The 25,666-nt window shown below is 55.9% G+C and carries 24 protein-coding genes and 1 pseudogene; all 25 read left to right on the top strand.

Features of this window, described 5'->3' with window-relative positions; translation table 11 throughout:
- The first annotated feature begins 123 nt into the window (after positions 1-123).
- Positions 124-258: a 50S ribosomal protein L34 gene (rpmH, locus tag AC3WTM_RS03235; protein WP_003213577.1), complete on the top strand. Its 135-nt coding sequence runs from the start codon at positions 124-126 to the stop codon at positions 256-258.
- Positions 259-274: 16 nt separating this feature from the next.
- Positions 275-676 carry a ribonuclease P protein component gene (gene rnpA, locus AC3WTM_RS03230; RefSeq protein ID WP_015097448.1) on the top strand — a complete coding sequence of 134 codons (402 nt, stop codon included), beginning with the start codon at positions 275-277 and terminating at the stop codon, positions 674-676.
- A complete protein-coding gene (gene yidD / locus AC3WTM_RS03225) occupies positions 669-914 on the top strand; it encodes a membrane protein insertion efficiency factor YidD (protein ID WP_010207715.1) in 246 nt (81 codons plus the stop codon). The genes rnpA and yidD overlap by 8 nt, the downstream gene beginning before the upstream one ends.
- Positions 915-916: 2 nt before the next feature.
- Complete coding sequence (yidC, locus tag AC3WTM_RS03220; RefSeq protein WP_102669484.1) at positions 917-2,596, top strand: membrane protein insertase YidC; 1,680 nt, start codon at positions 917-919, stop codon at positions 2,594-2,596.
- Between the two features lie 79 nt (positions 2,597-2,675).
- Complete coding sequence (gene mnmE / locus AC3WTM_RS03215; protein WP_102669483.1) at positions 2,676-4,046, top strand: tRNA uridine-5-carboxymethylaminomethyl(34) synthesis GTPase MnmE; 1,371 nt, start codon at positions 2,676-2,678, stop codon at positions 4,044-4,046.
- 548 nt (positions 4,047-4,594) lie between these two features.
- Positions 4,595-6,493 (top strand): tRNA uridine-5-carboxymethylaminomethyl(34) synthesis enzyme MnmG, encoded by a 1,899-nt coding sequence (mnmG, locus tag AC3WTM_RS03210; RefSeq protein WP_057712658.1) that lies wholly within the window; start codon positions 4,595-4,597, stop codon positions 6,491-6,493.
- Positions 6,490-7,134, top strand: a complete 645-nt coding sequence (gene rsmG, locus AC3WTM_RS03205) for a 16S rRNA (guanine(527)-N(7))-methyltransferase RsmG (RefSeq protein WP_102669482.1) — start codon at positions 6,490-6,492, stop codon at positions 7,132-7,134. Before mnmG ends, rsmG begins: the two co-directional genes overlap by 4 nt.
- Positions 7,135-7,152: 18 nt before the next feature.
- Entirely contained in the window at positions 7,153-7,950 is a 798-nt protein-coding gene (locus AC3WTM_RS03200; protein WP_046038783.1) for a ParA family protein, read from the top strand.
- A 9-nt stretch (positions 7,951-7,959) separates the two neighbouring features.
- Positions 7,960-8,832 carry a ParB/RepB/Spo0J family partition protein gene (locus AC3WTM_RS03195; protein ID WP_102669481.1) on the top strand — a complete coding sequence of 291 codons (873 nt, stop codon included), beginning with the start codon at positions 7,960-7,962 and terminating at the stop codon, positions 8,830-8,832.
- Between the two features lie 148 nt (positions 8,833-8,980).
- Positions 8,981-9,388, top strand: coding sequence for a F0F1 ATP synthase subunit I (locus AC3WTM_RS03190; RefSeq protein ID WP_008045685.1), 408 nt, complete (start codon positions 8,981-8,983; stop codon positions 9,386-9,388).
- A gap of 16 nt (positions 9,389-9,404) precedes the next feature.
- Positions 9,405-10,274: a F0F1 ATP synthase subunit A gene (atpB, locus tag AC3WTM_RS03185; protein WP_095194534.1), complete on the top strand. Its 870-nt coding sequence runs from the start codon at positions 9,405-9,407 to the stop codon at positions 10,272-10,274.
- 133 nt (positions 10,275-10,407) lie between these two features.
- Positions 10,408-10,665, top strand: a complete 258-nt coding sequence (gene atpE / locus AC3WTM_RS03180; protein ID WP_003097235.1) for a F0F1 ATP synthase subunit C — start codon at positions 10,408-10,410, stop codon at positions 10,663-10,665.
- 58 nt (positions 10,666-10,723) lie between these two features.
- Entirely contained in the window at positions 10,724-11,194 is a 471-nt protein-coding gene (locus AC3WTM_RS03175) for a F0F1 ATP synthase subunit B (RefSeq protein WP_008045681.1), read from the top strand.
- 12 nt (positions 11,195-11,206) lie between these two features.
- Entirely contained in the window at positions 11,207-11,743 is a 537-nt protein-coding gene (locus tag AC3WTM_RS03170) for a F0F1 ATP synthase subunit delta (RefSeq protein WP_008045680.1), read from the top strand.
- A 21-nt stretch (positions 11,744-11,764) separates the two neighbouring features.
- Positions 11,765-13,309: a F0F1 ATP synthase subunit alpha gene (gene atpA, locus AC3WTM_RS03165; RefSeq protein ID WP_030132553.1), complete on the top strand. Its 1,545-nt coding sequence runs from the start codon at positions 11,765-11,767 to the stop codon at positions 13,307-13,309.
- A 50-nt stretch (positions 13,310-13,359) separates the two neighbouring features.
- Positions 13,360-14,220 carry a F0F1 ATP synthase subunit gamma gene (gene atpG / locus AC3WTM_RS03160; protein ID WP_008045673.1) on the top strand — a complete coding sequence of 287 codons (861 nt, stop codon included), beginning with the start codon at positions 13,360-13,362 and terminating at the stop codon, positions 14,218-14,220.
- 27 nt (positions 14,221-14,247) lie between these two features.
- Entirely contained in the window at positions 14,248-15,627 is a 1,380-nt protein-coding gene (gene atpD, locus AC3WTM_RS03155; protein ID WP_008002330.1) for a F0F1 ATP synthase subunit beta, read from the top strand.
- Between the two features lie 45 nt (positions 15,628-15,672).
- Entirely contained in the window at positions 15,673-16,098 is a 426-nt protein-coding gene (locus AC3WTM_RS03150) for a F0F1 ATP synthase subunit epsilon (protein ID WP_007969909.1), read from the top strand.
- Between the two features lie 113 nt (positions 16,099-16,211).
- Positions 16,212-17,579, top strand: a complete 1,368-nt coding sequence (gene glmU, locus AC3WTM_RS03145; RefSeq protein WP_102669480.1) for a bifunctional UDP-N-acetylglucosamine diphosphorylase/glucosamine-1-phosphate N-acetyltransferase GlmU — start codon at positions 16,212-16,214, stop codon at positions 17,577-17,579.
- A gap of 215 nt (positions 17,580-17,794) precedes the next feature.
- Positions 17,795-18,571: a DeoR family transcriptional regulator gene (locus AC3WTM_RS03140; RefSeq protein ID WP_057712664.1), complete on the top strand. Its 777-nt coding sequence runs from the start codon at positions 17,795-17,797 to the stop codon at positions 18,569-18,571.
- Position 18,572: 1 nt separating this feature from the next.
- Complete coding sequence (gene glmS / locus AC3WTM_RS03135) at positions 18,573-20,405, top strand: glutamine--fructose-6-phosphate transaminase (isomerizing) (protein ID WP_102669479.1); 1,833 nt, start codon at positions 18,573-18,575, stop codon at positions 20,403-20,405.
- Positions 20,406-20,675: 270 nt separating this feature from the next.
- On the top strand, positions 20,676-21,569 hold the full coding sequence (locus AC3WTM_RS03130) for a TnsA endonuclease N-terminal domain-containing protein (RefSeq protein WP_102669478.1): 894 nt from the start codon (positions 20,676-20,678) through the stop codon (positions 21,567-21,569).
- Positions 21,562-23,727 (top strand): TnsB C-terminal domain-containing protein, encoded by a 2,166-nt coding sequence (locus AC3WTM_RS03125; protein WP_102669477.1) that lies wholly within the window; start codon positions 21,562-21,564, stop codon positions 23,725-23,727. Before AC3WTM_RS03130 ends, AC3WTM_RS03125 begins: the two co-directional genes overlap by 8 nt.
- Positions 23,724-25,160, top strand: a complete 1,437-nt coding sequence (locus AC3WTM_RS03120; RefSeq protein ID WP_102669476.1) for an ATP-binding protein — start codon at positions 23,724-23,726, stop codon at positions 25,158-25,160. Before AC3WTM_RS03125 ends, AC3WTM_RS03120 begins: the two co-directional genes overlap by 4 nt.
- A 25-nt stretch (positions 25,161-25,185) precedes the next feature.
- A pseudogene (locus AC3WTM_RS03115) lies at positions 25,186-25,650 on the top strand (TniQ family protein); the annotation flags it as partial.
- Between the last annotated feature and the right edge of the window lie 16 nt (positions 25,651-25,666).

The raw sequence follows: 25,666 nt of genomic DNA, 5'->3' as shown, positions 1-25,666 counted from the left end.
GAGATCTATTTATAAGGAAACGCTGGTTGGAAATTGACCTGAAGGCTTGCTTTCTCTAGAATCCCCGGTCTCTTAAAACGGGGGCCATTCCGGCCCGTTGTGGACGAACCAGGTAACACGACAATGAAACGTACTTTCCAACCAAGCACTATCAAACGCGCTCGTACCCACGGTTTCCGTGCTCGCATGGCTACCAAGAACGGTCGTGCCGTCCTGTCGCGTCGTCGCGCCAAAGGTCGTGCGCGTCTGGCAGTTTGATAATCCGGCACTGGAGGTGAGTCAGGACTTCAGTCGGGAAAAGCGTCTGCTTACCCCCCGGCATTTCAAGGCAGTCTTTGACTCCCCTACCGGCAAGGTTCCGGGGAAAAATCTCCTGCTCCTTGCGCGCAACAACGATCTTGATCACCCCCGTCTCGGGTTGGTTATCGGGAAAAAGAGCGTGAAGCTCTCCGTCGAGCGCAATCGCCTCAAACGTCTGATGCGCGAATCGTTTCGCCTGAACCAGGATTCTCTGGTCGGCTGGGACATTGTTATCGTCGCGCGCAAAGGTTTGGGCGACGTAGAAAACCCCGAATTGATTCAGCATTTCGGCAAACTCTGGAAACGACTGGCTCGCAGTTCGCCAGTACCAGCAGTCAAAACCGAAACTGTAGGGGTAGACAGTCCAGATGCGTAAACTGGCACTCGTTCCGATCCAGTTTTATCGCTATGCCATTAGTCCCCTGATGGCCAGTCACTGTCGTTTCTACCCCAGTTGTTCCTGCTACGCGTTAGAAGCCATCGAAAATCATGGCCTTCTTCGCGGTGGCTGGCTGACCTTTCGTCGTTTAGGTCGCTGTCATCCGTGGAATCCCGGTGGTTATGACCCGGTTCCACCTATCCCTACCTCCCGTTCTTCTTCGATGGCCGAGTAATCATGGATATCAAACGCACGATCCTGATCGTCGCCCTGGCAATCGTGTCCTACGTTATGGTTCTTAAATGGAACCAGGACTATGGCCAGGCTGCCCTGCCGACTCAGAATGTTGCCACCAATACGACTGCATCGGGCCTGCCGGATACGGCATCTGGCTCCAACGCTTCCGCCAGTGACGACATTCCACGTGCTGCAAGCGACACCAGCGCACCTGCCGAAACGCCGGTGGCTGTGAGCAAGGACCTCATCCAGATCAAAACGGATGTACTGGACCTGGCTGTCGACCCACAAGGTGGCGATGTTGCCCAGCTGACCCTGCCGCTGTATCCGCGTCGTCAGGATCACCCGGAAATTCCGTTCCAGCTGTTCGATAACGGCGGCGAACGTACTTATCTGGCGCAAAGCGGTCTGATCGGCACCAACGGTCCGGATGCAAATCCGGCCGGTCGTCCGGTTTATTCCTCGGAGAAGAAGGTTTATCAGCTGGCTGATGGTCAGGACCAATTGGTCGTGGACCTGAAGTTCAGCAAGGACGGCGTCAACTACATCAAGCGTTTCACCCTGAAACGCGGCCTGTATGACGTAACCGTTTCCTATCTGATCGACAACCAGAGCGCCCAGCCCTGGACTGGTGCGATGTTCGCCCAGTTGAAGCGCGACGCCAGCGCCGACCCTTCGTCGACCACGGCTACCGGCACCGCGACTTACCTGGGCGCCGCCCTGTGGACAAGTTCCGAGCCGTACAAGAAAGTGTCCATGAAGGACATGGACAAGGCACCGGTTAAAGAAACCGTCACCGGCGGTTGGGTTGCCTGGTTGCAGCACTACTTCGTGACCGCATGGATTCCGGCCAAGGGCGAAAACAACGTCGTCCAGACCCGTAAAGACAGCAAAGGCAACTACATCATCGGCTATACCGGCCCATCGATGAGTGTTGCACCGGGTGCCAAGGCTGAAACCAGCGCTGTTCTGTACGCAGGCCCGAAAAGCCAGGCCGTACTGAAAGAGTTGTCCCCAGGTCTGGAACTGACTGTCGACTACGGCATTCTGTGGTTCATCGCCCAACCGATCTTCTGGTTGCTGCAACATATCCACGCCATTGTGGGTAACTGGGGCTGGTCGATCATCTTCCTGACCATGCTGATCAAAGGGATCTTCTTCCCGCTGTCGGCTGCCAGCTACAAATCCATGGCGCGCATGCGTGCAGTGGCACCGAAACTGGCCGCGCTGAAAGAACAACATGGCGATGACCGGCAGAAAATGTCGCAAGCCATGATGGAGCTGTACAAGAAAGAGAAGATCAATCCGCTGGGTGGTTGCTTGCCAATCCTGGTGCAGATGCCAGTTTTCCTCTCGCTGTACTGGGTTCTGCTGGAAAGCGTCGAGATGCGTCAGGCGCCGTTCATGCTGTGGATTACTGACCTGTCGATCAAGGATCCGTTCTTCATCCTGCCGATCATCATGGGTGCAACCATGTTCATCCAGCAGCAGCTGAACCCGACTCCTCCGGATCCGATGCAGGCCAAGGTGATGAAGCTGATGCCAATCATCTTCACCTTCTTCTTCCTGTGGTTCCCGGCCGGTCTGGTGCTGTACTGGGTTGTAAACAACGTGCTGTCCATCGCACAACAGTGGTACATCACGCGTAAAATCGAAGCGGCCGCTAAAGCAGCTGCCTGATTTACACTGTGGATAACCACTCAAAACGCCCCCTAGTGGGGCGTTTTGCTATCTGTCACTTTTGTCTGGATACCGGTTTATGAGCGTTCCTCGCGAAACCATCGCAGCCGTCGCCACTGCTCAAGGTCGCGGCGGTGTAGGCATCGTACGTATTTCCGGGCCGTTGGCCAGCGTTGCGGCCAAGGCCTTCAGCGGTCGCGAGCTCAAGCCGCGATTTGCCCACTACGGTCCGTTTTTCAGTGAAAACGACGAGGTGCTGGACCAGGGCATTGCCCTGTATTTCCCCGGCCCGAACTCGTTCACAGGTGAAGATGTGCTGGAGCTGCAAGGCCATGGCGGTCCGATTGTTCTGGATATGTTGCTCAAGCGCTGCCTGGAACTGGGTTGCCGTCTCGCCCGGCCGGGGGAATTCAGTGAGCGCGCCTTCCTCAATGACAAACTGGACCTCGCCCAGGCCGAAGCCATTGCCGACCTGATTGAAGCCAGTTCTGCCCAGGCTGCGCGAAACGCGTTGCGCTCCCTGCAGGGGGCTTTTTCGTCACGTGTGCATAACCTCACCGAGCAACTGATCGGCCTGCGAATCTATGTCGAAGCGGCCATCGATTTCCCGGAAGAGGAAATCGACTTCCTCGCCGATGGCCACGTCCTGAGCATGCTCGACAAGGTGCGCGACGAGTTATCCACCGTCATGCGCGAAGCCGGGCAGGGCGCCTTGCTGCGTGACGGTATGACCGTTGTCATTGCCGGTCGTCCGAATGCCGGCAAATCCAGCTTGCTCAATGCCCTCGCCGGGCGTGAAGCGGCGATCGTGACCGAAATTGCCGGCACGACCCGTGACGTGCTTCGCGAACATATCCACATCGATGGCATGCCGCTGCACGTCGTGGATACCGCCGGTCTGCGCGATACCGATGATCATGTGGAAAAAATCGGCGTCGAGCGTGCCTTGAAAGCTATCGGCGAAGCCGATCGGGTACTGTTGGTGGTTGATGCCACTGCACCGGAAGCCCTCGATCCTTTCGCACTCTGGCCGGAGTTTCTCGAAATCCGTCCCGATCCCGCGAAAGTCACCCTGATCCGCAACAAAGCCGATCTTACGGGCGAAGCCATTGCGCTGGAGGTCAGCCAGGACGGCCATGTCACCATCAGCCTGAGCGCCAGGTCGGGTGGTGTCGGGCTGGAGCTGCTGCGTGATCACCTCAAGGCCTGCATGGGCTATGAACAAACGTCCGAAAGCAGCTTCAGCGCTCGCCGGCGACACCTTGAGGCGCTACGTCATGCCAGTGCGGCCCTCGAGCATGGCCGTACCCAATTGACCCTGGCCGGTGCTGGTGAGTTGTTGGCCGAGGATTTGCGCCAGGCTCAGCAGTCGCTGGGTGAAATCACCGGTGCTTTCAGTTCCGATGACCTGCTGGGGCGGATTTTTTCCAGCTTCTGTATCGGTAAGTAGCCCTCCTGTTATTCACAGACAGGCCATTCGTGCCTGTCTGTTCTCTCCTTTTCTGAAAAACTTCCAGTGCCGAGCGGACTTCGTCTGCTTGAGCGGAATTCCTGCACCCGAATTTCGAGCGAATGGCACTTTTCTGTGGATTAAGCCCTGTGAATAACCGCGGCTAAGGTCAGTTGATAACAGGGCTCGAAAACTGGACATAACCGCCCCTGTGGATAACCACCCCTTTCATCCACAGGTTTAAACCGGTTATCCAAGGGCCTCATTGGCACATGAACACAGGGTTTTGAATCTCTGTACACATTGAAAATAAAGGGCTATAGCAATATATCCACAGAAAGGTAGGTGCATAGAAATAAACATAAAAACAAAGATTTAATAAATTTCTTTCTTTTTAATTTCTATAACTCCGACTTGTCCACAGCTGGTTAAATTTTGTGCAAAGGGTTCTTTAGGAAGGGCGAAGTCCCTATACTTGTCGACCAGGTCCAAAAACCTGAGCTCAAACTATTCCTGAATTACCTACTTAAGCAGGCACGAGGTGCGTGGTGGATTTCCCTTCCCGTTTTGAAGTGATCGTCATCGGCGGCGGTCATGCCGGTACCGAGGCAGCACTGGCCTCAGCACGTATGGGGGTTAAAACCCTATTGCTGACGCATAACGTGGAAACCCTCGGTGCCATGAGTTGCAACCCGGCCATTGGCGGGATCGGCAAAAGCCACCTGGTCAAGGAAATCGACGCCCTCGGCGGCGCGATGGCCATGGCTACCGATAAAGGCGGTATCCAGTTTCGCGTGTTGAACAGCCGCAAAGGCCCGGCCGTGCGAGCAACCCGCGCGCAGGCAGACCGGGTTCTGTACAAGGCAGCTGTCCGCGAAATCCTGGAGAACCAGCCGAACCTGTGGATATTTCAACAGGCCGCTGACGATCTGATCGTCGAGCAGGAACAGGTCCGTGGTGTTGTCACCCAAATGGGCCTGCGTTTCTTCGCTGATTCCGTGGTGTTGACCACCGGTACGTTCCTCGGTGGACTTATCCACATCGGTTTGCAGAATTTTTCCGGCGGTCGCGCCGGTGATCCGCCATCGATCGCGCTGGCTCACCGTCTGCGTGAACTGCCATTGCGGGTGGGTCGTTTGAAAACCGGTACTCCGCCACGTATCGACGGTCGGTCTGTGGATTTTTCGGTGATGTCCGAGCAACCGGGTGATACGCCGATCCCGGTGATGTCGTTCATGGGGTCAAAAGAGCAGCATCCGAAGCAAGTCAGCTGCTGGATTACACACACGAATGCGCGCACCCACGAAATCATTGCCGCGAACCTCGACCGTTCGCCGATGTATTCAGCTGCCGGTGAGATCGAAGGGATCGGCCCGCGTTATTGCCCGTCGATCGAAGACAAGATCCATCGCTTCGCCGACAAGGAAAGCCATCAGGTGTTTATCGAACCGGAAGGTTTGACCACCCATGAGCTGTATCCGAACGGTATATCCACAAGCTTGCCGTTCGACGTGCAATTGCAGATCGTGCAATCGATCCGCGGCATGGAAAACGCGCACATCGTGCGTCCGGGCTACGCGATCGAGTACGACTACTTCGATCCACGGGATTTGAAATACAGCCTGGAAACCAAAGTCATCGGCGGCTTGTTCTTCGCCGGGCAAATCAACGGCACAACCGGTTACGAAGAAGCCGGTGCCCAGGGTTTGCTCGCCGGGACCAACGCTGCACTGCGTGCGCAAGGCAAAGAGGCCTGGTGCCCGCGTCGCGACGAAGCCTATATCGGCGTGTTGGTCGACGACCTGATAACCCTCGGTACCCAAGAGCCGTACCGGATGTTCACCTCACGTGCCGAATATCGCTTGATCCTGCGCGAAGACAACGCCGACCTGCGCTTGACCGAAAAAGGTCGCGAACTGGGTCTGGTGGATGACGTGCGCTGGGCGGCTTTCTGCAAAAAACGCGAAAGCATCGAACTGGAAGAGCAGCGCCTGAAAAGTACCTGGGTACGCCCTGGTACCGAACAGGGCGATGCCATTGCCGAAAAATTCGGCACGCCACTGACTCACGAATACAACCTGCTCAACCTCTTGAGCCGTCCGGAAATCGACTACGCTGGTCTGATCGCCGTCACCGGTGGCGGCGCAGAAGATCCACAGGTTGCCGAGCAGGTTGAAATCAAGACCAAATACGCCGGTTACATCGATCGTCAGCAGGACGAAATCGCTCGCCTGCGAGCCAGCGAAGACACCAAACTGCCTGTGGATATCGATTACACGAATATTTCCGGTCTCTCCAAGGAGATCCAGAGCAAGCTCGGCGCGACTCGTCCAGAAACCTTGGGCCAGGCCTCGCGCATACCGGGCGTTACGCCGGCAGCCATTTCGCTGTTGATGATTCATTTGAAAAAACGCGGCGCGGGCCGTCAGTTGGAGCAAAGCGCTTGAGTTCGTTGGTCACCTCGCAACACGCAGAAGAGTTATCCACAGGTGCTCGCCAGCTCGGTGTCACGCTGACAGAAATCCAGCACGCGCAGCTGCTGGGTTATCTGGCCCTGTTGATAAAATGGAACAAGGCTTACAACCTGACCGCAGTACGCGATCCGGATGAGATGGTCTCCCGCCACTTGCTCGATAGCCTGAGCGTGATGTCGTTCATCGAAAACGGTCGCTGGCTCGACGTCGGCAGCGGCGGCGGCATGCCTGGCATTCCGCTGGCGATCCTGTTTCCCGAGTCCCAGGTGACCTGCCTGGACAGCAACGGCAAGAAAACCCGCTTCCTGACCCAGGTCAAACTCGAACTCAAACTGGATAACCTGCAAGTTATCCACAGTCGCGTCGAAGCCTTCCAGCCTGCACAGCCTTTCAACGGAATCATTTCCCGGGCGTTCAGCAGCATGGAGAACTTCAGCAATTGGACGCGCCACCTCGGCGATAGCGAAACACGCTGGCTGGCAATGAAGGGCGTTCATCCGGCCGATGAGCTGGTAGCATTGCCGGCAGACTTCCACCTCGATAGCGAACACGCCCTGGCCGTACCTGGTTGCCAAGGCCAACGCCATCTGCTGATACTGCGCCGCACGGCATGATTGGGAACACAAGCAAGAATGGCTAAGGTATTCGCGATTGCGAACCAAAAGGGTGGCGTGGGCAAAACCACCACCTGCATCAACCTCGCAGCATCCCTGGTCGCGACCAAGCGCAGGGTGCTGTTGATCGATCTTGATCCACAGGGCAACGCCACCATGGGGAGCGGTGTGGATAAACATGGCCTGGAAAACTCGGTCTACGACCTGCTGATCGGAGAATGTGATCTGGCCCAGGCCATGCACTTCTCCGAACACGGTGGTTACCAGTTGTTGCCGGCCAACCGCGATCTCACCGCGGCCGAAGTGGTGCTGCTGGAAATGCAGATGAAGGAAAGCCGCCTGCGCAGCGCGTTGGCGCCGATCCGGGAAAACTACGATTACATCCTGATCGACTGTCCGCCGTCGCTGTCGATGTTGACCTTGAACGCACTGGTTGCCGCTGATGGGGTCATTATCCCCATGCAGTGCGAGTACTTTGCACTCGAAGGCTTGAGCGACCTTGTGGATAACATCAAGCGTATCTCTGAACTGCTGAACCCGAACCTCAAGGTCGAAGGCCTGCTGCGTACGATGTACGACCCGCGTCTGAGCTTGATGAACGATGTCTCGGCGCAGCTCAAGGAACACTTTGGCGAGCAGCTCTACGACACCGTCATTCCGCGCAATATCCGTCTAGCCGAAGCGCCAAGCTACGGCATGCCGGCGCTGGCATACGACAAAGCGTCGCGAGGCGCCGTTGCCTACCTGGCATTGGCGGGCGAAATGGTTCGTCGTCAACGCAAAAACTCACGCATCGCTGCTGCTCAGGCAACTTAAGGAATCCCCATGGCCGTCAAGAAACGAGGTCTCGGACGTGGACTGGATGCTCTGTTGAGTGGTCCGACTGTCAGCTCGCTGGAAGAACAAGCGGCGCAAGCCGATCTGCGTGAGCTGCAACATCTCCCCCTGGATCTGCTCCAGCGCGGCAAGTACCAGCCGCGTCGTGACATGGATCCGCAGGCGCTCGAAGAGCTGGCGCAATCGATCAAGGCCCAGGGCGTCATGCAGCCCATAGTGGTTCGCCCGATCGGCGGCGGCCGCTTTGAAATCATTGCCGGCGAACGCCGCTGGCGCGCCAGCCAGCAAGCCGGGCAGGAAACGATCCCGGCGATGGTTCGCGATGTGCCCGATGAAACCGCGATCGCCATCGCGCTGATCGAGAACATCCAGCGCGAAGACCTGAACCCGATCGAAGAAGCGGTGGCCCTGCAGCGTTTGCAGCAGGAGTTCCAGCTGACCCAGCAGCAGGTGGCCGAAGCTGTGGGCAAGTCCCGAGTGACCGTGGCCAACCTGTTGCGCCTGATTTCCTTGCCGGAAGTCATCAAGACCATGTTGTCCCACGGTGACCTGGAAATGGGTCATGCCCGTGCTTTGCTCGGTTTACCGGAAATTCAACAGGTTGAAGGGGCGCGACATGTTGTCGCACGCGGGCTGACCGTGCGCCAAACCGAGGCACTGGTTCGCCAGTGGTTGAGTGGCAAACCGGAGCCTGTTGAACCGACAAAACCGGATCCGGATATCGCCCGTCTCGAACAGCGCCTGGCCGAGCGCCTAGGCTCTGCGGTGCAGATCCGCCACGGTAAGAAGGGTAAAGGGCAGTTGGTGATTGGCTACAACTCACTGGATGAGCTTCAAGGCGTACTTGCACATATCCGCTGAAACATTTCCTCATGTAGCGTGCAGTCGGAAATCACTACCTGACAGTTGAATAGGGGCAGAACCGCCCCTATACTCTGCGCGCATTTTGTCGGCACAAATTATGCCAAGTTATTGAATTTCGGCAGCCGACCATTGGAGAGTAAAAGTGATGGAAACCCGCACGCCAAACCGCTTGCCCTTCCATCGCCTGGCAGTTTTTCCGGTGTTAATGGCTCAATTTGTCGTGTTGCTGATCGCCGCTTTGGCGCTCTGGTACCGATATGGAGTCGTTGCCGGGTACTCGGGACTCTGCGGAGGCCTGATAGCCTTGCTACCCAATGTTTATTTCGCTCACAGGGCATTTCGGTTTTCCGGCGCCCGAGCAGCCCAGTCCATCGTCCGGTCTTTTTATGCCGGCGAGGCAGGCAAACTGATTTTGACGGCAGTGCTGTTTGCACTGGTGTTTGCAGGTGTGAAGCCACTGGCGCCGATTGCAGTATTCGGTGCCTTCGTGCTGACTCAGTCGGTCAGCTGGTTCGCTCCCCTGCTGATGAGAACAAGACTTTCGAGACCTTAGGGCGTTTGAGGCAACCATGGCAGAAACAACCGCTTCGGGCTATATCCAGCACCACTTGCAGAACCTGACCTTCGGTCAGCACCCTACCGGCGGCTGGGGCTTTGCCCACACCGCAGCAGAAGCCAAGGAAATGGGCTTCTGGGCTTTCCACGTCGATACTCTCGGCTGGTCGGTCGCATTGGGTCTGATTTTCGTTCTTCTTTTCCGCATGGCGGCCAAGAAAGCGACTTCCGGTCAGCCTGGTGCTTTGCAGAACTTCGTTGAAGTATTGGTCGAATTCGTCGATGGCAGCGTGAAAGACAGCTTCCATGGCCGTAGCCCGGTGATTGCACCGCTGGCACTGACCATCTTCGTCTGGGTGTTCCTGATGAACGCCGTCGACCTGGTACCGGTCGACTGGATTCCTCAACTGGCCATCATGATCTCCGGCGATGCACACATCCCGTTCCGCGCCGTGTCGACCACCGACCCTAACGCGACCCTGGGCATGGCGTTCTCGGTTTTCGCACTGATCATTTTCTACAGCATCAAGGTCAAGGGTCTCGGCGGCTTCATTGGCGAACTGACCCTGCACCCGTTCGGCAGCAAGAACATTTTCGTTCAGGCCCTGCTGATCCCGGTGAACTTCCTGCTGGAATTCGTAACCCTGATCGCCAAGCCGATCTCCCTGGCTCTGCGTCTGTTCGGCAACATGTACGCCGGCGAGTTGGTCTTCATTCTGATTGCTGTGATGTTCGGCAGCGGTCTGCTCTGGCTTAGTGGCCTGGGCGTTGTTCTGCAGTGGGCGTGGGCTGTGTTCCACATCCTGATCATCACCCTGCAGGCGTTCATCTTCATGATGTTGACCATCGTCTACCTGTCGATGGCGCACGAAGAAAACCATTAAGGCCAGTCTCGACTAGTCTGATGTCCTTCCCGGTAAAACGGGAAGGTGCTCCTTACGGGGCATCTGAAACGATTTGTTTTACCGCTTTAATCTAAAAAACCTAAACCATACGACGTAAAAGTCGGGAGGAAAGATGGAAACTGTAGTTGGTCTAACCGCTATCGCTGTTGCACTGTTGATCGGCCTGGGCGCACTGGGTACCGCAATTGGTTTCGGCCTGCTGGGCGGCAAGTTCCTGGAAGGCGCAGCGCGTCAGCCAGAAATGGTTCCAATGCTGCAAGTTAAAATGTTCATCGTTGCCGGTCTGCTCGACGCCGTAACCATGATCGGTGTTGGTATCGCTCTGTTCTTCACCTTTGCGAACCCGTTCGTTGGTCAAATCGCTGGCTAATTACTCGGATCTTCCGGGTAATTTGGTGTGATGGACAACGTAACTGCGAGGTGTTGGCGTGAACATTAATGCGACCCTGATTGGCCAGTCCGTTGCGTTCCTGATTTTTGTACTGTTCTGCATGAAGTTCGTATGGCCTCCGGTCATCGCGGCACTGCACGAACGTCAAAAGAAGATCGCTGATGGTCTGGACGCTGCCAGCCGTGCAGCTCGCGACCTGGAGTTGGCCCAAGAAAAAGCGGGTCACCAACTGCGCGAAGCGAAAGCTCAGGCAGCTGAAATCATCGAGCAAGCCAAGAAACGCGGTAACCAGATTGTCGAAGAGGCTGTTGAAAAGGCCCGTGTCGACGCTGACCGTGTGAAGGTTCAGGCTCAGGCCGAGATCGAACAGGAACTGAACAGTGTCAAAGACGCGCTGCGTGCCCAAGTGGGCTTGCTGGCAGTCGGCGGCGCCGAGAAGATCCTGGGTGCCACAATCGATCAAAACGCGCACGCAGAGCTGGTTAACCAACTGGCTGCTGAAATCTAAGCGAGGGCGATCATGGCAGAACTGACCACGTTGGCCCGACCTTACGCTAAGGCGGCCTTCGAGCACGCTCAGGCCCACCAGCAACTGGCCAATTGGTCAGCCATGCTCGGCCTGGCTGCAGCGGTGTCGGAAGACGACACCATGCAGCGCGTGCTCAAGGCCCCGCGACTGACGAGCGCAGAAAAGGCCGCCACGTTTATTGACGTGTGCGGCGACAAGTTTGATGCCAAGGCACAGAACTTCATCCACGTCGTTGCCGAAAACGACCGTCTCCCGCTGTTGCCGGAGATCGCCGCTCTGTTCGACCTGTACAAGGCCGAACAAGAGAAGTCGGTAGACGTTGAAGTCACCAGTGCTTTCGCATTGAACCAAGAACAGCAAGACAAACTCGCCAAGGTTCTCAGTGCACGACTCAACCGGGAAGTGCGCCTGCAAGTTGCGGAGGACGCTGCCCTTATTGGTGGTGTCGTCATCCGCGCCGGCGACCTGGTTATCGATGGCTCGATTCGCGGCAAAATCGCGAAACTTGCCGAAGCATTGAAATCTTGAGTTTGAAGGGGCAGCAGAGCAATGCAGCAACTCAATCCTTCCGAAATAAGTGAAATTATCAAGGGCCGCATCGACAAGCTCGATGTGACCTCCCAAGCCCGTAACGAAGGCACTGTCGTCAGCGTATCTGACGGTATCGTGCGGATTCACGGTCTGGCCGACGTAATGTACGGCGAGATGATCGAGTTTCCGGGCGGCGTCTTCGGTATGGCCCTCAACCTGGAGCAAGACTCCGTAGGTGCCGTTGTATTGGGCGCATACCAGTCTCTGGCTGAAGGCATGAGCGCCAAGTGCACTGGCCGCATCCTGGAAGTTCCGGTTGGTAAGGAACTGCTGGGTCGCGTAGTCGATGCACTGGGTAACCCTGTTGACGGCAAAGGTCCACTGGGCAACACCGAGACCGACGCGGTCGAGAAAGTTGCTCCAGGCGTGATCTGGCGTAAGTCGGTAGACCAGCCTGTACAGACTGGCTACAAGGCTGTCGATGCCATGATTCCTGTCGGCCGTGGCCAGCGTGAGCTGATCATCGGTGACCGTCAGATCGGTAAAACCGCTCTGGCGATCGACGCGATCATCAATCAGAAGAACAGCGGCATTTTCTGCGTCTACGTAGCAATCGGTCAGAAACAATCGACCATCGCCAACGTGGTTCGCAAGCTGGAAGAAAACGGCGCCCTGGCCAACACGATCATCGTGGCTGCCAGTGCTTCGGAATCTCCTGCGCTGCAATTCCTGGCACCGTACTCCGGTTGCACCATGGGTGAATTCTTCCGCGACCGCGGTGAAGACGCGCTGATCGTTTATGACGATCTGTCCAAGCAAGCTGTGGCTTACCGCCAGATTTCCCTGCTGCTGCGCCGTCCACCAGGCCGTGAAGCTTACCCAGGCGACGTGTTCTATCTCCACTCCCGTCTGCTGGAGCGCGCATCCCGCGTTTCGGAAGAATACGTAGAGAAGTTCACCAACGGCGCAGTGACCGGCAAAACCGGTTCCCTGACCGCACTGCCGATCATCGAAACCCAGGCTGGCGACGTTTCCGCGTTCGTTCCGACCAACGTGATTTCCATCACCGACGGTCAGATCTTCCTGGAATCGGCCATGTTCAACTCGGGCATCCGTCCTGCAGTGAACGCCGGTGTTTCGGTATCCCGTGTGGGTGGTGCCGCTCAGACCAAGATCATCAAGAAGCTGTCCGGTGGTATCCGTACCGCCCTGGCTCAGTACCGTGAACTGGCGGCATTCGCCCAGTTCGCTTCTGACCTGGACGAAGCGACCCGTAAGCAACTTGAGCATGGTCAGCGCGTTACCGAGCTGATGAAGCAGAAGCAATACGCACCAATGTCGATCGCTGACATGGCGCTGTCGCTGTATGCCGCTGAGCGTGGGTTCCTGACTGACGTTGAAATCGCCAAGATCGGCAGCTTCGAGCAAGCGCTGATTGCTTTCTTCAACCGCGATCACGCCGATTTGATGGCGAAGATCAACGTGAAAGGTGACTTCAATGACGAAATCGACGCTGGCATGAAAGCCGGTATCGAGAAGTTCAAGGCCACCCAAACCTGGTAAGCCGCAGCGGGAGCCGCAAGGCTCCCGCTTGCTAACCTGATAGGTGTTACATGGCAGGCGCAAAAGAGATTCGCAGTAAGATTGCGAGCATCAAAAGCACGCAAAAGATTACCAGCGCCATGGAAAAAGTGGCGGTCAGCAAAATGCGCAAGGCACAAATGCGCATGGCTGCTAGCCGTCCTTATGCGGAGCGTATCCGCCAGGTAATTGGGCATCTGGCCAACGCCAACCCGGAATACCGCCACCCGTTCATGATCGACCGCGAAATCAAGCGTGTTGGTTATGTCGTAGTGAGCAGTGACCGTGGTCTGTGCGGCGGCTTGAACACCAACCTGTTCAAGGCCCTGGTCAAGGACATGGCGGTAAACCGCGAAAACGGCGTCGAGATCGATCTGTGTGTCGTTGGTAGCAAGGGTGCGGCCTTTTTCCGCAACTTCGGCGGTAACGTCGTTGCAGCTATCAGCCACCTGGGTGAAGAGCCGTCGATCAATGATCTGATCGGCAGCGTCAAGGTGATGCTGGATGCCTACCTGGACGGCCGTATTGACCGCCTGTCCGTGGTGTCCAACAAGTTCATCAACACCATGACGCAACAGCCTACCGTGGAGCAGTTGATTCCACTGGTGGCAACCCCGGATCAAGACCTCAAGCACCACTGGGACTATCTCTACGAACCGGATGCCAAGGAGCTGCTCGACGGCTTGATGGTCCGTTACGTGGAGTCGCAGGTCTACCAGGCGGTGGTCGAGAACAACGCGGCTGAACAAGCTGCGCGCATGATCGCGATGAAGAACGCTACCGACAACGCCGGTGATTTGATCAGCGATTTGCAGCTGGTCTACAACAAGGCGCGTCAGGCTGCGATCACCCAAGAGATCTCGGAAATCGTCGGCGGCGCTGCCGCGGTTTAACGGTTCAAATATTCAGAGGATCCAGCTATGAGTAGCGGACGTATCGTTCAAATCATCGGCGCCGTTATCGACGTGGAATTTCCACGCGACAGCGTACCGAGCATCTACAACGCGCTGACAGTACAAAGCGCGGCCGGGACCACTCTGGAAGTTCAGCAGCAGCTGGGCGACGGCGTGGTTCGTACCATTGCGATGGGTTCCACCGAAGGCCTGAAGCGCGGTCTGGAAGTTACCGACTCTGGCGCAGCCATTTCCGTACCGGTCGGTAAAGCGACTCTGGGCCGGATCATGGACGTTCTGGGCAACCCGATCGACGAAGCTGGCCCTATCGCCACTGAAGAGCGTTGGGGCATTCACCGTCCAGCGCCTTCGTTCGCTGAACAAGCAGGCGGCAACGACCTGCTGGAAACCGGCATCAAGGTTATCGACCTGGTTTGCCCGTTCGCCAAAGGCGGTAAAGTCGGTCTGTTCGGTGGTGCCGGTGTAGGCAAAACCGTAAACATGATGGAATTGATCCGTAACATCGCCATCGAGCACAGCGGTTATTCCGTGTTCGCCGGTGTGGGTGAGCGTACTCGTGAGGGTAACGACTTCTACCACGAGATGAAGGACTCCAACGTTCTGGACAAAGTGGCACTGGTTTACGGTCAGATGAACGAGCCGCCGGGTAACCGTCTGCGCGTAGCACTGACCGGCCTGACCATGGCCGAGAAGTTCCGTGACGAAGGTAACGACGTTCTGCTGTTCGTCGACAACATCTACCGTTACACCCTGGCCGGTACTGAAGTATCCGCACTGCTGGGCCGTATGCCTTCGGCAGTAGGTTACCAGCCGACCCTGGCTGAAGAGATGGGCGTTCTGCAAGAACGTATCACTTCGACCAAGGAAGGTTCGATCACTTCGATCCAAGCGGTATACGTACCTGCGGATGACTTGACCGACCCGTCGCCAGCGACCACCTTCGCCCACTTGGACGCTACCGTCGTTCTGTCCCGTGACATCGCTTCCCTGGGTATCTACCCAGCGGTCGATCCACTCGACTCGACTTCGCGCCAGCTGGACCCGAACGTAATCGGCCAGGACCACTACGACACCGCTCGCGGCGTTCAGTACGTTCTGCAGCGTTACAAAGAACTGAAGGACATCATTGCGATCCTGGGTATGGACGAGCTGTCGGAAGCCGACAAGCAGTTGGTAAACCGTGCTCGTAAGATCCAGCGCTTCTTGTCGCAGCCGTTCTTCGTGGCTGAAGTCTTCACCGGTGCATCGGGTAAATACGTTTCCCTGAAAGACACCATTGCTGGCTTCAAAGGCATCCTCAACGGTGACTACGACCACCTGCCAGAACAAGCGTTCTACATGGTTGGCGGCATCGAAGAAGCGATCGAGAAAGCCAAGAAACTGTAATCCCGGCGCCCGGCAACGGGCGCTAATTTAGGTTGAGGCAATCAGATGGCTATGACAGTCCATTGCGATATCGTCAGCGCGGAAGGAGAAATCTTTTCCGGTCTGGTCGAGATGGTGATTGCGCACGGTGCACTGGGTGATCTTGGTATCGCTCTGGGTCACGCGCCGCTGATCACTAATCTGAAGCCAGGTCCGATCCGCCTGGTCAAGCAGGGCGGGGAAGAGGAGGTGTATTACATCTCCGGTGGTTTCCTCGAGGTTCAGCCGAACATGGTCAAGGTTCTTGCCGACACCGTGCAACGTGCTGCCGACCTGGATGAAGCCTCCGCTCAGGAAGCCGTTAAGGCAGCCGAGAAGGCCTTGCATGAACGTGGCGCAGAATTCGATTACGGTTCTGCTGCCGCACGTCTGGCCGAGGCTGCAGCTCAGCTGCGCACCGTCCAGCAGATCCGCAAGAAGTTCGGCCACTAAGGCTGCACTTGTTGTGTGATTGATTAAAAAGGGTAGCCTCGGCTACCCTTTTTTCTTTTCCGATTTTTACAACCCGGTCGCAGCCGCTGACCACCCAGGATTGGTAGCCAGTCATGTCTCTTGAAATCGTTATTCTCGCTGCTGGCCAAGGCACGCGTATGCGTTCTGCTTTGCCGAAAGTTTTGCACCCGATTGCCGGCAACTCCATGCTCGGCCATGTTATCCACAGCGCCCGGCAACTTGATCCACAGCGCATTCACGTCGTGATCGGTCATGGTGCCGATGCGGTGCGCGAACGCCTGGCGGCGGATGACCTGAACTTCGTCCTGCAGGATAAACAGTTGGGTACCGGCCACGCCGTTGCTCAAGCCGTGCCATTCATTCAGTCCGACACCGTGCTGGTGCTCTATGGTGATGTGCCGTTGATTGAGGTCGAAACTCTGCAGCGCCTGCTCAAGCAGGTGGGTCCAGAGCAATTGGGCCTGCTGACCGTCGAACTGGATGATCCGACCGGTTACGGCCGTATCGTTCGTGATGGCGCTGGCAAGGTTGCCGCCATTGTCGAGCAGAAAGATGCCAATGAAGCCCAACGCCAGATCACCGAAGGCAATACCGGCATTCTGGCGCTGCCTTTTGCCCGTCTCGGCGACTGGATGAGCCGTCTCTCCAACAATAACGCCCAGGGCGAGTACTACCTGACCGATATCATTGCCATGGCAGTGAGCGATGGTCTGGTGGTGGCCACCGAGCAACCGCACGACGCCATGGAAGTGCAGGGCGCCAATGACCGCAAGCAGCTTTCCGAACTTGAACGGCATTATCAATTGCGCGCCGGTCGTCGTTTGATGGCTCAAGGTGTGACGTTGCGCGACCCGGCTCGGTTCGATGTTCGTGGCGAAGTGACGGTCGGGCGCGACGTGCTGATCGACATCAACGTGATCCTCGAAGGCAAGGTGGTCATTGAAGATGACGTGGTGATCGGCCCGAACTGCGTGATCAAGGACAGCACCCTGCGCAAAGGCGTGGTCATCAAGGCCAACAGCCATATCGAAGGTGCCATTCTGGGTGAAAGCAGCGATGCCGGCCCGTTTGCGCGTCTGCGTCCAGGTACCGTGCTGGAAGCCCGGGCACATGTGGGTAACTTCGTCGAGTTGAAAAACGCTCACCTGGGCGAAGGTGCAAAGGCCGGTCACCTGACTTACCTGGGCGATGCCGAAGTCGGGGCGCGCACCAACATTGGTGCCGGCACCATCACCTGCAACTACGACGGCGCCAACAAGTGGAAAACCGTGTTGGGCGAAGATGTGTTCATTGGTTCCAACAACTCGTTGGTAGCGCCTGTGGATATCCTGGCTGGTGCGACCACGGCGGCCGGTTCGACCATTACCTCGACTGTGGATAAGTCCCAGTTGGCGATTGGGCGTGCTCGCCAGAAGAACATCGACGGCTGGAAGCGGCCGGAGAAGATCAAGAAGGGCTGAGTTATCCACAACTCCCTTGTAGGAGCGAGCTTGCTCGCGATGAATTCGAGAGCGGCGCATTTTTCCAGAAAAAATGCATCATCGTTCACGTCCATCGCGAGCAAGCTCGCTCCTACAGGTTATCCACAGCTCTTTTTATCGCATGGTGCTTGACGAAGTTTCGCTGATAGGTTTTGATTGCTTCCGCTATCTTTCGAAACGAAACTTGCTAGTTCATGTCAAAGCGCAACACACCTCAGCGTCGTCACAACATCCTCGCCTTGCTCAATCAGCAGGGCGAAGTCAGTGTGGATGAGTTGGCCAAGCGCTTCGAAACGTCGGAAGTTACGATTCGCAAGGATCTGGCGGCGCTTGAAAGCAATGGCCTATTGCTGCGTCGTTATGGCGGGGCGATCACCCTGCCTCAGGAACTGGTGGCCGACATTGGTCAGCCGGTTTCCAAATACAAACAAGCCATCGCCCGTGCCGCCGTCGCGCGAATTCGCGAGCATGCGCGCATCATTATCGACAGTGGCAGCACCACCGCTTCCATGATCCCGGAACTCGGACAGCAACCCGGTCTGGTGGTGATGACCAACTCACTGCATGTTGCCAATGCCCTGAGCGAACTTGAGCACGAACCGGTGCTGTTGATGACCGGTGGCACCTGGGACCCGCATTCCGAGTCCTTTCAGGGGCAGGTTGCCGAGCAGGTACTGCGCTCCTACGACTTCGACCAGCTGTTTATCGGCGCTGATGGCATCGATCTGGTTCGCGGTACAACCACCTTCAACGAGCTGCTCGGGCTGAGCCGGGTCATGGCCGAAGTCGCCCGCGAAGTAGTCGTGATGGTGGAGGCCGACAAGATCGGCCGCAAGATTCCAAACCTGGAGCTGCCATGGAGCAGTGTCCATACCATTATTACCGATGAACGCCTGCCCCTTGAGGCTCGCGATCAGATTCAGGCCCGCGGTATCACTTTGATTTGCGCGGCTGTCAGTCAGGAGAAATAGCATGTGTGGAATAGTCGGCGCAGTCGCAGAACGTAACATCACCGCCATCCTCGTCGAAGGCCTGAAACGCCTCGAATACCGTGGGTATGACAGCGCTGGCGTGGCGGTCTACACCAACGATGAAAAACTCGAGCGCCTGCGTCGTCCGGGCAAGGTCAGTGAGCTGGAGCAGGCGTTGGCCACCGAGCCGCTGGTCGGTCGCCTGGGCATTGCCCACACGCGTTGGGCCACCCACGGTGCACCGTGCGAGCGCAATGCCCACCCGCATTTCTCCGGTGACCTGGCGGTGGTGCACAACGGCATCATCGAAAACCACGAAGCCCTGCGTGCACAACTCAAGGCCTTGGGCTATGTGTTCACCTCGGACACCGACACTGAAGTCATCTCCCACCTGCTGAACCACAAACTCAAGGATCTGCGCGATCTGACCATGGCCCTCAAGGCGACCGTCAAAGAATTGCACGGTGCTTACGGCCTGGCAGTGATCAGCGCACAGCAGCCGGATCGCCTGGTCGCAGCCCGCAGCGGCAGTCCGCTGGTAATCGGCCTGGGCCTTGGGGAAAACTTCCTGGCATCCGACCAGTTGGCCCTGCGTCAGGTCACCGACCGTTTCATGTACCTGGAAGAAGGCGATATTGCCGAAATCCGCCGCGACAGCGTGCAGATCTGGGACGTTGACGGCCAGTCTGTCGAGCGCGAAGCCGTGCAGTATCGCGACGGCGCCGAAGCCGCTGAAAAGGGTGAGTTCCGCCACTTCATGCTCAAGGAAATCCACGAGCAACCGTCCGTGGTGCAGCGCACCCTGGAAGGTCGCCTGAGCCAGAACCAGGTACTGGTACAGGCATTCGGCCCACAGGCTGCGGAACTGTTCGCCAAAGTGCGTAACGTACAGATCGTCGCGTGTGGCACCAGTTACCACGCCGGCATGGTCGCGCGTTACTGGCTCGAAGAGTTGGCCGGCATTCCTTGCCAGGTCGAAGTCGCCAGCGAATTCCGCTACCGCAAGGTGGTGGTGCAGCCGGACACCTTGTTCGTGACTATTTCTCAGTCCGGTGAAACCGCCGACACCCTGGCCGCGCTGCGCAACGCCAAGGAACTGGGCTTCCTGGCCAGCCTGGCGATCTGTAACGTCGGCATCAGCTCCTTGGTGCGTGAGTCCGATCTGACCCTGTTGACCCAGGCCGGACGCGAAATCGGTGTGGCTTCGACCAAAGCCTTCACCACGCAATTGGTTGGCCTGTTGTTGCTGACGCTTTCCCTGGGCCAGGTTCGTGGCACCTTGGCCAAAGGTGTCGAAGCGACGTTGGTCGAAGAGTTGCGTCGTTTGCCGACCCGTCTGGGCGAGGCGCTGGCCATGGACGGCACCGTGGAAAAAATCTCCGAGCTGTTCGCGGAGAAACACCACACGCTGTTCCTCGGCCGTGGCGCGCAGTTTCCGGTGGCGATGGAAGGGGCACTCAAGCTCAAGGAAATCTCCTACATCCACGCTGAAGCCTATCCGGCCGGTGAGCTGAAACATGGCCCGTTGGCGCTTGTGGATAACGACATGCCAGTGGTGACCGTGGCGCCGAACAACGAACTGCTGGAGAAGCTGAAGTCCAACCTTCAGGAAGTCCGCGCCCGCGGTGGCCAGTTGATAGTCTTCGCTGACGAGAAGGCCGGCATGACCAACGGTGAAGGCACTCACGTTGTGCACATGCCGCACATCCACGACATCCTGTCGCCGATTCTCTACACCATCCCGCTGCAACTGCTGTCGTACTACGTTGCCGTACTCAAGGGCACCGACGTTGACCAGCCGCGCAACCTGGCGAAGTCAGTTACTGTGGAATAAGTTATCCACAGGTGAAAAACCCCCTGTCTGCAACAAATAAAGATTGTCACAAGCAAATAAACCTTGTCACAACGAAATAAAGGTTGTCACGGTTGCTTCCCTACGTCGGGGAGGCAACCGCAATCATTATTCAGGTTCACAATCTGTAGTCAGGTTGTGACACTCCCCTGAAGCACCCTGCGCTGCGACTCGACAGCATGGGTTTCCCTCTCTGCCAGCAATGCTCCTTGTGGGGCGTGGCCACGTCATTTAGGTAGTCCGGTTAACCAGATGAGCCAGGTTAAATCGTCACCCCACAAGCCAGTGCGCTCGAAGGTAGTTACCCAGGAAAAGATCGATAAACGGATAGCGGCCGGCGATGGCCAAGGGGTCAGAGAGGAGTACGTTCCGTGGATCAAGGTGCGGTCGTTTCCCTCCCAAGGGACTTCGCACATCGTGCCAGGAGTGAAAGTCCATCGAGCTCACCACCTGCTTTCGAATGCTGAGTACCACTACCACGTGATACTCGAGCATGACCGGTCCATCATTGATATCCGTGAGCAGTTCCCCCTGCTGCCTGCAGTGGAAACCCATGCTATCGCTTCGAGCCTTAATATCCGGCCGCCGGTATACCCCGGGACTTCTGTACCTCTCGTGTTAACGACCGATTTTCTAATCACGCAGGTGGACAGTACGGGTAAAGAACGACTGGTTGCGAGATCGATGAAGTATGCAAAAGAGATCGAAGATGCTTCGAAAGGTGAGCAGGACAGACTGCTCGAAAAGCTCGAGATTGAGCGTATTTTCTGGGCCAGAAGAAACATTGAGTGGAAACTGGTTCTCTACGAGAGACTTTCGCAGGTCAGAATTAGGAATCTCCTGATTCTCAGAAGCTACGCGCTAATATCACCAACGCTTGCGAATGAAAAAAATATAAGTTGGATGTTAGAAGTAATCCCCAGAGTGAGAACGGATGAGATACCGCTGAAGACCCTACTGGTTAAAGTGGCGAAAGCGCTATACATGGAATACATGGGAGCGAAGTGCCTATTTTTCCATCTGGCTTGGGTAGGAAGGCTGAGAATTGACCTGAATTCAAAAATTATCGAGTTATCAAAACCTCTGCACGTCGAGGTTATGAACTTGAGTGAGTTCTCATCGGGTGAGGTTTCCCGTCATGCTTAATTTCACAATGAATAGCATTATTTCTCCTGGCGAAGGATCCCAATTACTCGAAAATCCGGTAAGAGTATTGGGGTTTAGAGATGACCAGGCTGTCGTTATCGACCTGTCCTCCAACCCGCGTAAACCCTGGCTGGTTGAGAGGGAATTGCTCGCTGCGGAGATAAAGTCCGGGGCCGCGGTTATAAATGTTGAACTGCCTCTTCATTTTATGATTCGCCATGAAGATGAGCTGAACGATCGAGAGAAAAACAGCCGGGAAAAAAGCTGGAATTTGATCAAGGGTATGGTCGAGGGTAAGTTACCTATCGATATTTTGACCATTAGTTTCGGAGCAGATGTCAAAAAACACGCTGAGGTGATGGGAGTCAATAGGAAGCAAATCTATCGGCTGCTGTTCCGGTATTGGAGTATGGGACAAGTCAAAAATGCTTTTCTGTGGAATACATCAAAATGCGGTGGAAGAGGTAAACCTAAAAGCCGAGAGTCAGGCATCATCCCTGGGCGTCGACCAAAGTATCGCGGCGTCGTCGTTGAAGATGGTGCGGTTCTTTTAAACGAGCGTCATCTATCTGCGATTAAGTTAGCGTATAGCCGTTATGCAAGCGGGAAATGCGGCACTATCGGAGACTGCTTCTCTTGGATGTTGAACAAGTTCTATAGAGAAGTCGCTGCAGACGGCTTCAAGGGCGACGTCGTGAGGGGCAGCCATCCCAGTATTGGACAGCTCAGCTACAACGGAAAGAAATTCTTTGATGCGTTGTATGTGCTGAAGGGGCGTCGTGGCAGTATTCGTTGGAACAAAGATTACAGGCCTCTATCTGGAGAAGCGTCACAGGATCTCTCTGGTCCTTGTCATCGATACGAGATCGACTCAACCATTGCAGATGTCTACCTCGTCCACCGTGTGAATAGAAACTGGCTGATTGGACGGCCGGTGCTGTATGTGGTCGTTGATAGCTACACTCGGATGATTGTCGGCATACATGTGGGTCTTGAAGGGCCCAGCTGGAATGGCGCGAGGCATGCGTTATTTAACGCGTATACGCCAAAAAAAGAATTCTGTAAGCGATATGGGATTGATATCGAAGAGTCCGAGTGGCCGTGCTCCCATTTGCCTGTCGAGTTGACCGCGGACCGGGCAGAGCTGCTGAGTGAAGCTGGCGAGGTCATGAGTAACACTCTGGGTACCGTCCTTAATATCCCGCCTCCCTACAGGCCAGACTGGAAAGGTATCGTCGAAAGCCGCTTCCGTTTGATCAACGAAAAATTGGATCTGAAGTTTGTGCCTGGTGGCGTGGATGCTCGGCGTCTGGAACGTGGTGACAGGGACTATGAACTCGACGCAATCCTCGATCTTGATGAGTTCACTCAAATGATCATCGCTGGTGTGCTGTCTCACAACAAGAGCCTGCACCTCCCTCATTTACTGACGCCTGTAATGATGGCGGATGACCTTGAACCGACTCCAATCAATATCTGGAATTGGGCGATGGAACACAGCATGGTCAACACGAAGGTTGTAACCCCGGCGGAGTTAAAGATCGCGCTGTTGCCATCGCAGGAATGCCGCATTACACGCGCAGGGATTCAGTTCCAAGGGGTTCTCTACACCTGTGAATTAGCTGAGCGGGAAAAATGGCTTGCTCACTCGCATAATTTCCGGAGTCGGTATGTCAGGGTCTGGTACGACCCTAATTCAATTGAAAACTGCTGGGTAAAAAATGGGGCCGAATTCCAGCCGATGACCATTGTTCCTCACCAGGCAAAAAAATATGCCGGCTACCGAATGGAGGAGGTTATCGACATCCTAAGTATTACTCGGCAGGTTTCTCCTGATTCAAAATATGAGGCGTTGAACGACGCCGCTAAGCTGAAGGATCTCCAAGAGAGCATCGTCAGTAAGGCTAAAGCCAAAAAGGATCGAGCTGGAAGCCCTAAATCGAAGGCTGATTTCAAAAGCAGAAAGCTGGAAAAGCGCAGTACTGAAGTTCAGGTTGAGCGTGATAACCACACGGCTGACCTGAATCAGCTTCGCTTTGTGGAAAGTACGCAGCCGTCCGTGGAACACCAAGCGTCTATTCGCAGCAAGACCGGTTCCGCAAGGAGTGCAGCTTTTCTCAGGCTGGTCGTCAGTGAGGCTCAGGAGGTGGATCAATGAACACTCCAGCTTTTGCTAAAGCTACCTACGGTCAGACAGGGATGCCGCAGTATGATGGCAATCCATTGATTGAATGCCTACCGGCGATTCTTACTGATATCGATGTGGTCCGAAGCATAGGAAATCTGCCACCCAAGCCTACTCCTGCGGAGCTCGAACTTAGCCCAAAACTGCGGGGGCACGGTGTAAATAGGCTGAAAGACGTAGTAATCCCGTTGGATATTCATCTTGAGCTAGAGGATTGCTTTAGCCAACTGATCCGATATGGGTACACCGCCCGAAATCCGTTTAGTGCAGAAACGGTTAGATATCGCCAACCCTCGTCAGGCAGCGTGGGCCGTGGTGGTTTCAAGTCCTCTGCAAACATCATGACGCTGATTGGGCTGAGCGGAATGGGTAAGACTACCGCCCTAGATGCGATAACCAGGCTTTATCCGCAGGTTGTGAGTCACAGCAAGTATGGACTTAAGGTGTTCATCCAGACTCAAGTGGTTTGGCTGAAGATCGAGTGCCCCCATGATGGGTCGTTGCGCGGTTTTTGTGCTGCGTTCTTCGCGTCCTTAGACAATGCCCTGGGAATTGAAAAGTATTCATCGCTCAGTGTGAGTCGATCCAGCGTAAGCGTGATGCTGCAGCACATAAGCCAGCTGTGCAAAGCCTATTTTGTTGGGGCACTGATCATTGATGAGATGCAGCATTTGAACTCTTCGCGTGGAGGTGCAGACAGGGAGAAGCTCCTTAATTTCTTCGTCACGCTTTCAAACGATGCAGGTGTCCCGCTGGTTTATGTCGGGACGAATGCAATGCTGCCTCTTTTCTCCGGTGTGCTGAGAAACGCCAGGCGAGCCGTAGGGATGGGGGAAATCACCTTTGACAGGTTCAGCGAGGACGATCCTTTTTGGGAGCACCTCGTCACCCGCCTGTGGGAATATGATTGGACAGGATCCGCGACTCCGCTGAACGATAATCTCCTGAGGAAAATCTACGACCTTACTCAGGGCAACACAGACTTCCTCGTCAAGCTGTTGATGCTGGCTCAGCGTCACGTGATATCAGAAGAGCTAGAGGCCGTCACTTCGCAGGTGCTGCAGCGCGTCTACGACAATCAGATGAGGATGCTTCATAAGCCGATCGAGGCGTTGCGCAGTGGTGACCCACTGCAGATCGCCGATTTTGAGGACATGATGCCCACGAAAGATCAGATCGCGCAGATGCTTAACCATGACTTGGCCCGTCGAGCTAAACGTGCAGACCTCGCTCTGATCTTACAAGGCATGCCCGCATCTGCAGAAACGCAACCGAGAAAGCCCGTCGGTAAGCCCGTAGCTAGAGTGGTCACTGACAGCCTAGAGAACGTTCATTTGGATCAGGACGGGGATGTCCAGGCGGAGCTTTTGAAACGAGGCTGGATCGATGACGAACCAATCTGGTGAGCATTCCTGACGCGAGGGCGAAAGGATGGATCGTCTGTTGTTGTTCCCAGAACCGTTACCAGACGAGTCTCTGTATAGCCTCGCGGTCCGCTACCATCGATTAGTCGCCAACGATAGCTATCGACGAACCAGCCAAGAGTTGTTCGGTACCTATTCAAGAACCTGCGGCTCTGTGCTGCCCTGTTGCTTAGGGCCCTTATCGCAGCGATTGGAGGGACAGTATTCGATTGCGGAACTTGTCGAGACTCGAACGTTGCTGCCGCTCTACAAACCCTTCCTGAGCGAGGAGGCGTACGAGTCAGCCCTCCAGTGTATGCAAGGTACACAGGGCACAGGGTTGAAGATGAGCCTGGGGATGACTGCCTCAGGACTGCTGAAGCATGCATCTTTCCGATACTGCGACGCGTGCTTGCGGCATGACGCCGACGACTATGGCGTGCCCTATTGGCACCGAATTCACATGGCCGCAGGGGTCTGCACTTGTCCACATCACGGCAACGTGCTTC

The sequence above is a fragment of the Pseudomonas sp. EU05-FHT14B02 genome (genome assembly GCF_058791055.1).
Note: the sequence above shows the minus strand (reverse complement) of the source record. Positions and strands in the feature narration are given on the sequence as shown.